Below are 6,801 nucleotides of genomic sequence, written 5' to 3' on the forward strand. Positions count from 1 at the left end.
CGCCTTCCCCGTCCATCTCGACCGGCTCGGCGTCCACCAGGACGTACTCGCCGTACCCGTCGAAGTCACCTGGCCCGTCCGCGACACCGATGTGGATCGGGGTCTCGTCCGGCAGGTCCGTGAGAGCTTCACGCAGCCGCGCAGCGGTCCATACCTGCGGGGCGTGCTCGAACATGTCAGCCATGTACCGAAGTTAGGACCACCACCGCCCCCAGCCGCGCGCGCCGCGCCGTCGGCACACCTCCATGCCCCCTCCCGGTCTCGTCGGGCCGGCGGGACGGGTGCTAACTTCCCCTCCCGTGGGGGGACACCAGGACCGGACCAGGGCGGCCTACGACGGGGTCGTCGAGCTGTACGCCTCGCTTTTCGCCGACCGGCTGGAGACCCGGCCCCTCGACCGGGCGATGATCAGCACCTTCGCCGAGCTGGTGCGCGCAACGGGCAACCCGCAGGCCGCCGACGCCGGATGCGGGCCCGGACACCTGACGGCCATGCTCCACGACCTGGGCCTGGACGCCTTCGGGCTCGACCTCTCCCCGGCCATGGTCGCCCACGCCCGGCGGGCCCATCCCGGCCTGCGGTTCGAGGAGGCCCGCATGGAGAGCCTCCCGGTCGAGGACCGCGCGCTCGGCGGGGTACTGGCCCACTACTCGACGATCCACACCCCGCCGGCCGAACTGCCCGCGCTCCTCGCCGAACAGGCGCGCGTCCTGGCCCCGGGCGGCCTGTTCCTGGTGTCCTTCCTCGCCCTGCCCGAGGGCCCGGACCCGGTCCGCTTCGACCACAAGGTGGCCCCCGCCTACAGCTGGCCGGCGGACCGCTACGCCGAACTGCTGGCGAAAGCCGGCCTCACGACGTTCGCCCGGCTGCTCCACGACCCGTCCTCCGAACGCGGCTTCCTGGAAGCCCACCTCCTGTCCCGCCGCTCCTAGACCCGGCCCTCAGCCGCCCACCGCCTTCCTGACCAGCGCCCCGATGCGCTCCTCGCCGGCCGCGGTCAGCTCCGTCACGGCGTAGGAGGTGGCCCACAGGGCGCCGTCGTCGAGTGCCGCCTGGTCGCTGAAGCCGAGCGTGGCGTACCGCGACTTGAACTTCTCCGCGCTCTGGAAGTGGCAGACGACCTTGCCGTCCCGGGCGTACGCGGGCATCCCGTACCAGAGCCTGGGCGCGAGCTCCGGAGCGGCGGCCTTGATGATCTCGTGGATCCGCTCGGCGAGGACGCGGTCCGCCTCCGGCATCTCGGCGATCTTCGCGAGCACGTCCTGCTCCGCGGCCGCCTCCTTCTCGGCCCGGGACAGACCGCGGCGCGCCGCCGCCTTCTTCTCCTCGTGCGCGTGGTCCTTCATGGCGGCCCGCTCCTCGGCGGTGAATCCGCTGTACTGCTCGGTGTTCGGCTTCGTGGACGCCATGACGGGTTCCTCTCGTACAGGGGCGAACGGGGAGCGGGCGACGGCCGCGGTGGAAGCGGTGCCTGCCATGACCTCACGCTACGAGCCGCGCGGCGGCCGGAGCTTCTCGATTCCTGACCGGTCCCGGGACTCGATTCCTGACCGGTCCCGGGACCCGCCCCGCCACGAAGGCCCCGGGCGGTACGCCGACGAGCTCGGTGAAGCGGCTGGTGAACGCTCCCGGCGACGCGCAGCCGACCGCGGAGCAGACCTCGGTGACAGCGAGGCCGCCCCGCCCCAGCAGCACCGTCGCCCGCTCGATGCGACGCTTCATCAGGTACCCGTACGGCGACTCGCCGTAGGCGGCCCGGAACTGCCGGCTCAGCTGCCCGGCGGACATGTTCACCTCCCGGGCGAGCGCCTCCACGTCCAGCGGCCGCGCGAATTCCCTGTCGATCCGGTCCCGGACGCGGCGCAGCCGCGTCAGCTCGGCCAGCCGCTGCGCCCGGACCCGCGCACGTCCCCATTCGGGCTTGCACATCAGAACCCTCCCCCTCAGCGGAGCTGCTGGATGCGGATCAGGTTGCCCGCCGGGTCGCGGAACGCGCAGTCGCGGACCCCGTACGGCTGCTCGGTCGGCTCCTGGACGACCTCGGTGTCACCGGCCTGCACCTTCTCGAACGTGGCGTCGAGGTCCGGGGTGGCCAGCAGGATCCAGCCGTAGGTGCCCTTGGCCATCATCTCGGTGATCATGCGGCGCTCGTCCTCGGTGATGCCGGGATCGGCGGCGGGCGGTGCCAGAAGGATCGACGTACCCGGCTGACCGGCCGGCCCGACCGTGATCCAGCGCATCCGGCCCTGCCCGACGTCGCTACGGACCTCGAAGCCGAGGACGTCGCGGTAGAAGGCGAGCGACGCGTCCGGGTCCTCGTGCGGAAGGGAGGTCGTGTGAATGCTGATGTCCATGCTCAGCAGGCTAGATCCGGCGAGGCGCCCCCCGCTTCTCGATTCCTGACCGATCCGCCCGGACACCCCGCGTCCACGGGAGAGTTCGGCGGGGACGCCCCGACCGCCCTCGCCCGCCCCGACCCGGATGCCCGACGGCACGACGGTCCCCGCGACGCCCCGCGCTGGCAGAGTGTCCCCATGCAGATCCGGATCGAGGCGTTCGACCTGCCGGGCCTCACCTGTGCGGCCGGCCCCGGGTTTCCCGGGTACGGCGACATCCACGTCGCCGTGCAGCCACGGGCACGCGACGGCCGACTGCTCGTCCCCCACCCCGGCGACGCCCCCTCGGCAACCTGGACGCTGGACTGCACCGCGCACCGCCGCCCCGGAGGCGGTATCGACCTGACGGGCCCCTGGATCCAGGGCGGTCCCGGCCGGCGGTTCGTCTACCTGACCTGGAACGGGACCGACACCACCGGTACCACGACCATGTTCCGCCGGGCCAAGCTCATGCTCGACGCGGTGGACCCGTCGGTCGCCGAAGCGGCAGCGGAGCGCGGCCTGCTGATCGCCCGCCTCGGCCTGACGGACGCTCAGGGACACCCCCTCTGCGCCGCGGTCCGCCCCCCGGCCGTCACCTGGTCGGCGGCCCCGCCCACCTTCCGGCGGGCGCGGCCCCGCTAACCGCGCCGCCCGGCGAGCAGCCCGTCCACCAGGGCTCGCAGCCCGTCCTCGTAGGTGTCCTCGGCGGTCAGTGCCGCCCAGCGCTCCGACGCCTGTGCCAGGCGGGGCAGTTCCGCCGGGTCGAGGTCGGCGAAGACGTGCTCGCGGTACGTCGCCCGGTCGTCGTCCGCGCGCCGCCGGGCCGCCGTCGCCCTGACCACGATCTCTCCGGCGGTGTAGTACCAGATCGCACGGTAGCCGTGCACGGCCCGGTCGAGGGGGAGTCCGCACTCGACCAGGCCGTCGACGATCTGCTCCACGAACCACAGCGCGGACGTGGACATCAGGTCGTCGGCGGTCAGCACCTCCACGATCCAGGGACACGCGGCGAGCGCGTCGTGGACCGCGCCGGCGGCGGCGACGACGCGTTCGCGGGAATCGGCGGGGAGCCGGGACCGGCGCAGCGTCCGCGCGGCGTAGTCGTCCAGCAGCAGGACGAGCAGCTCTTCCTTGTCGCGGACGTGGTGGTAGATGGCCATGGGCGTACTGCCCACCTCCGCGGCCAGTCGCCGCATGGTCAGCCCTTTCACTCCCCCCTCGGCCACGATCCGGCGAGCGGTATCGATGATCTCCTCGCGAGAGATGCGGGCAGGCCGGCCCGGGGCTTTGCGCGGTGCGGAAGGTTGCGGCATGCCCCCATCATCCCCCAGGTGTCGACAAGGGCCACCCTCTGACGTACTTTTTCTTACACGTACGGAAATCTGTAGGAGGGACACGCCATGAACCCCGTGAACGCCACGACCCCCACCGCTGTCGACCTGTTCGCCTCCGCACTGCACTTCCACCCCGACGGCGAAGTCCGCGCCGCCGGACGACGGATGGGGAACGGCGACTCCGGCTCCTGGCAACTCGCGGCGTTCCACGCGGAGACCGACGCCGACGTGCACGCCGACCACTGGGAGATGCATCCGGAGGCCGACGAAGCGGTGTGCTGCCTGACCGGCGGCGCACGCATCCACTTCCGTCCCGCGGGGCCCGACGACACCACGGACACCGCGGACGCCGGCGACACGGTGCAGCTCAAGCCGGGCACCGCCGTGATCGTCCCCCGCGGCCGCTGGCACCGCGTGGAACTGGACGCCCCCAGCGACCTGATGTCCATCACCCTCCCCAACGGCACCCGCCACGAGAAGCGCACCGGAACCCGCTGAACGAGCAGGTGGGCGGCCCCCAGGATCTGCGTGCGGAACGGGGCACCGACAATCTTCCCGAGAACGGAAACCAAGGATGACGAACGAGACGTCAAGCAGGGAAAGCACGAGCGCCGGTCCGGGTCTCACCCTCGCCGCGGTGGCCGTCGTGCAGTTCATGGTCTCGCTGGACCTGTCGGTCGTGAACGTCGGTCTCCCGGAGATCGCCACCGGCCTCGGCTTCAGCGCGATGGGCCTGACCTGGGTGATCCACGCCTACGCCCTCTCCTTCGGCGGGCTGCTGCTGCTGGGCGGCAAGGCCGCCGACCGGTACGGCCGCAAGCGGGTCCTGCTCGTCGGGCTGGGGCTGTTCGGACTGGCCTCCCTCGTCGGGGGCTTCGCCCAGGACCCGGGCCAGCTCGTCGCCGCGCGGGCGGCGCAGGGCGTCGGGGCCGCCGCGCTCGCCCCGGCCGCCCTGGCGCTGCTGACCGCGGCGTTCCCCACCGGCAAGCCGCGCGTACGGGCCTTCGGGGTCTGGAGCGCGATGAACGCGGCGGGCGGCGCCCTCGGCGTCCTGGCCGGCGGGCTGCTCACCGAGTACGCCGGCTGGCGCTGGGTGATGTTCATCAACGTGCCCATGGCCCTCGCGGCGCTGGCCATGGCCTGGCGAGGCATCACGGACTCCCGGCCCGCCCGCGGCGCCGGCCGGCCCGACATCCTCGGCGCCGTACTGGCCACCGCCGGCCTGGGCCTGCTGGTCTTCGGCGTCGTCCGCACCGACCAGTACGCGTGGACCTCGCCGGTCACCCTGACGACGCTGGCCGTCGCCGTCGCGCTGCTGGTCGCCTTCGTCCAGGTGGAGCGGACCACCTCCCGCGAACCGCTGGTGCGGCTCGGCCTGTTCGCCAACCGCTCGGTCGCCGGCGCGAACGCCTACAACCTGCTCGTCGGCGCGGCCATGGCCTCGGCGTTCTACTTCATGTCCCTCTACCTCCAGCGGGTCCTCGGCACCGGTGCGGCGATGACCGGGCTGATGTTCCTGCCGTTCGCCCTCGGCGTGGTCGTCGGCTCCGTGCTGGCCATCAAGCTCGGCTACCGGATCGCTCCGCGCACCCTCATGATCTGCGGCGCCCTCCTCACCGCGACCGGCTTCGCCTGGTTCAGCCTGATCAGCCCCGACGGCTCGTTCGCCGGCGACGTCCTCGGCCCCTCCCTCATCGCCAGCGTCGGCTTCGGCCTCTGCCTCGGGCCGGTCGTCTCGACCGCCACCGCGGGCGTCGCCCCCCACGAGGCCGGCACCGCCTCGGGCCTGCTCAACAGTTCGCGCCAGATCGGGGCCTCCCTGGGCCTGGCCGCCCTGGGCACCGCCGCCGAACACCGCACCGGAGCCTCCCTCAGCCCCGCGGACCTCAACGCCGGGTACGCCGTCGGGCTGATCCTCAGCGCCGCGCTGCTGGTCGTCGCCGCGCTCATCGCCCTCACCGTCCTGCGCAAGGGCGGGGCGCCCGCGGAGGCGGCCGCGGTGCCACGGCGGACTTCACCGACGCACTGGGCCGCGGGCTCGCCGCCGCGCCCGACCTCCGGGACCTCGACGCGATGAAGGCCGGCCCGGAAGCCGACGGCCCCCGGCTGGGTGGGAGCGCGGTCCGCTGGGCGTCCGTACGGCTCGGCGCGGTGCTGGAACGCCGGATCGCGGAGGAGGGCGCCCCGGACGAGGCCGAGCTCGACCCGCGCCACCTGACCCGATTCTCCCGCACCGTGCTGCCGGTGCCCCCGACCGCGCACCGTGGAACACGGCGAGGCCGAGACGGAACTGCTCGTCGACGACCAGGCCGGCGCCGTTGCGGTGCATGGCTGCGGGTGTGGAGTGGTGGACGTCGCGGACCGGCCCAACGACCGGCAGCCGGTCGGCACTTCCTGGTCCGGCTTCGACACCGCCCGCCGCAGCGCCGTCGACGAGGCGGTGGAAGACCCCTGCCCTGGCTCGTGCCCGTCCCCTGCTGCCTCGCCGCAGTCGCGGTACCGCGCACACTGGAGCGCGTACTGCCCGCCCATGTGCAGAGGGAGACCGCCGATGCGTGAGAGCGCGCCCGGGACCACCAGCCACCTCGAGGAGTTCCGCGACGTATACCACCGGGTCTACCGGGAACCCCCGTACCACGAGGACGCGTCGGACGCCGACGCCTTCGCCGGGCAGCTGGCCGAACACGCCGCCCTGCCCGGCTTCTCGGTGACCACGGTGACCGCCGGGGACACCCTCGGCGGCTTCGCCTACGCCGTCGAGCCCGCGCCGCCCCGGCTGCGCGGACCGCTGTTCTACGTCTACGAGCTGGCGGTCCTGCCGGAGCTGAGGGGCCGCGGGTACGGGCGCGAACTGCTCGAACGGCTGCTGGCCGGGCGCACCGAACCCCACGCCGTGCTCGCCGCCTCGAACCGGGCTCCGGCCCGCGAGCTGTACCGGCGGTGGGGCTGGGCGAAGGCCGGCGAACTCACCGGTCCGCCGCACGGCGTGGACCTCCTCACCCGCCTCCTGACGCCCGCCCCCTGACACCCCCTCCGGCCCCGGAAAGCGGGCCCCGCCCCCCGAACAGACTCAGCGCGCCCCCCGGCCC

10 protein-coding genes are annotated in these 6,801 nt (G+C 73.3%); 5 read left to right on the forward strand and 5 right to left on the reverse strand.

The window, feature by feature from the left end; genetic code table 11:
* On the reverse strand, window positions 1-184 hold a 184-nt coding region (locus tag VR44_RS32385; RefSeq protein ID WP_045951209.1), incomplete at its 3' end, for a DUF6225 family protein.
* Window positions 185-299: 115 nt separating this feature from the next.
* Here VR44_RS32385 and VR44_RS32390 point away from each other — a divergent pair.
* Complete coding sequence (locus VR44_RS32390) at window positions 300-932, forward strand: class I SAM-dependent methyltransferase (RefSeq protein ID WP_045951201.1); 633 nt, start codon at window positions 300-302, stop codon at window positions 930-932.
* A 9-nt stretch (window positions 933-941) separates the two neighbouring features.
* Here VR44_RS32390 and VR44_RS32395 read toward each other — a convergent pair whose 3' ends face one another.
* The 3 genes from VR44_RS32395 to VR44_RS32405 all read right to left on the reverse strand — a co-directional run bounded on the left by VR44_RS32395 (window position 942) and on the right by VR44_RS32405 (window position 2,354).
* On the reverse strand, window positions 942-1,409 hold the full coding sequence (locus tag VR44_RS32395) for an iron chaperone (protein ID WP_045951202.1): 468 nt from the start codon (window positions 1,407-1,409) through the stop codon (window positions 942-944).
* Window positions 1,410-1,482: 73 nt separating this feature from the next.
* Window positions 1,483-1,929, reverse strand: coding sequence for a helix-turn-helix transcriptional regulator (locus tag VR44_RS32400; protein ID WP_045951203.1), 447 nt, complete (start codon window positions 1,927-1,929; stop codon window positions 1,483-1,485).
* Window positions 1,930-1,943: 14 nt separating this feature from the next.
* Window positions 1,944-2,354 (reverse strand): VOC family protein, encoded by a 411-nt coding sequence (locus VR44_RS32405; RefSeq protein WP_045951204.1) that lies wholly within the window; start codon window positions 2,352-2,354, stop codon window positions 1,944-1,946.
* Between the two features lie 180 nt (window positions 2,355-2,534).
* On the opposite strand from VR44_RS32405, the gene VR44_RS32410 reads away from it, so the two are divergent.
* Entirely contained in the window at window positions 2,535-3,020 is a 486-nt protein-coding gene (locus tag VR44_RS32410) for a DUF5990 family protein (protein ID WP_045951205.1), read from the forward strand.
* Here the strand turns inward: VR44_RS32410 and VR44_RS32415 are convergent.
* Entirely contained in the window at window positions 3,017-3,691 is a 675-nt protein-coding gene (locus VR44_RS32415) for a TetR/AcrR family transcriptional regulator (protein WP_045951206.1), read from the reverse strand. The two genes, VR44_RS32410 and VR44_RS32415, sit on opposite strands and share 4 nt — an antisense overlap.
* Window positions 3,692-3,778: 87 nt before the next feature.
* Here VR44_RS32415 and VR44_RS32420 point away from each other — a divergent pair, with 87 nt between their 5' ends.
* The 3 genes from VR44_RS32420 to VR44_RS32430 all read left to right on the forward strand — a co-directional run bounded on the left by VR44_RS32420 (window position 3,779) and on the right by VR44_RS32430 (window position 6,737).
* Window positions 3,779-4,210, forward strand: a complete 432-nt coding sequence (locus VR44_RS32420; protein ID WP_045951207.1) for a cupin domain-containing protein — start codon at window positions 3,779-3,781, stop codon at window positions 4,208-4,210.
* A 76-nt stretch (window positions 4,211-4,286) separates the two neighbouring features.
* On the forward strand, window positions 4,287-5,789 hold the full coding sequence (locus VR44_RS32425) for an MFS transporter (protein WP_094192062.1): 1,503 nt from the start codon (window positions 4,287-4,289) through the stop codon (window positions 5,787-5,789).
* A gap of 474 nt (window positions 5,790-6,263) precedes the next feature.
* Entirely contained in the window at window positions 6,264-6,737 is a 474-nt protein-coding gene (locus VR44_RS32430; protein ID WP_045951208.1) for a GNAT family N-acetyltransferase, read from the forward strand.
* The last annotated feature ends 64 nt before the right edge of the window (window positions 6,738-6,801 follow it).

Source organism: Streptomyces katrae (assembly GCF_000966975.1).
GTDB lineage: Bacteria > Actinomycetota > Actinomycetes > Streptomycetales > Streptomycetaceae > Streptomyces > Streptomyces katrae.

What these genes read in the sequence shown, in the direction of transcription:
- VR44_RS32420 (WP_045951207.1), top strand. Translation starts at nt 3,779, where the DNA reads ATGAACCCCGTGAACGCCACGACCCCCACCGCTGTCGACCTGTTCGCC.
- VR44_RS32410 (WP_045951205.1), top strand. Translation starts at nt 2,535, where the DNA reads ATGCAGATCCGGATCGAGGCGTTCGACCTGCCGGGCCTCACCTGTGCG.
- VR44_RS32425 (WP_094192062.1), top strand. Translation starts at nt 4,287, where the DNA reads ATGACGAACGAGACGTCAAGCAGGGAAAGCACGAGCGCCGGTCCGGGT.
- VR44_RS32430 (WP_045951208.1), top strand. Translation starts at nt 6,264, where the DNA reads ATGCGTGAGAGCGCGCCCGGGACCACCAGCCACCTCGAGGAGTTCCGC.
- VR44_RS32395 (WP_045951202.1), bottom strand. Translation starts at nt 1,409, where the DNA reads ATGGCGTCCACGAAGCCGAACACCGAGCAGTACAGCGGATTCACCGCC.
- VR44_RS32405 (WP_045951204.1), bottom strand. Translation starts at nt 2,354, where the DNA reads ATGGACATCAGCATTCACACGACCTCCCTTCCGCACGAGGACCCGGAC.
- VR44_RS32415 (WP_045951206.1), bottom strand. Translation starts at nt 3,691, where the DNA reads ATGCCGCAACCTTCCGCACCGCGCAAAGCCCCGGGCCGGCCTGCCCGC.
- VR44_RS32400 (WP_045951203.1), bottom strand. Translation starts at nt 1,929, where the DNA reads ATGTGCAAGCCCGAATGGGGACGTGCGCGGGTCCGGGCGCAGCGGCTG.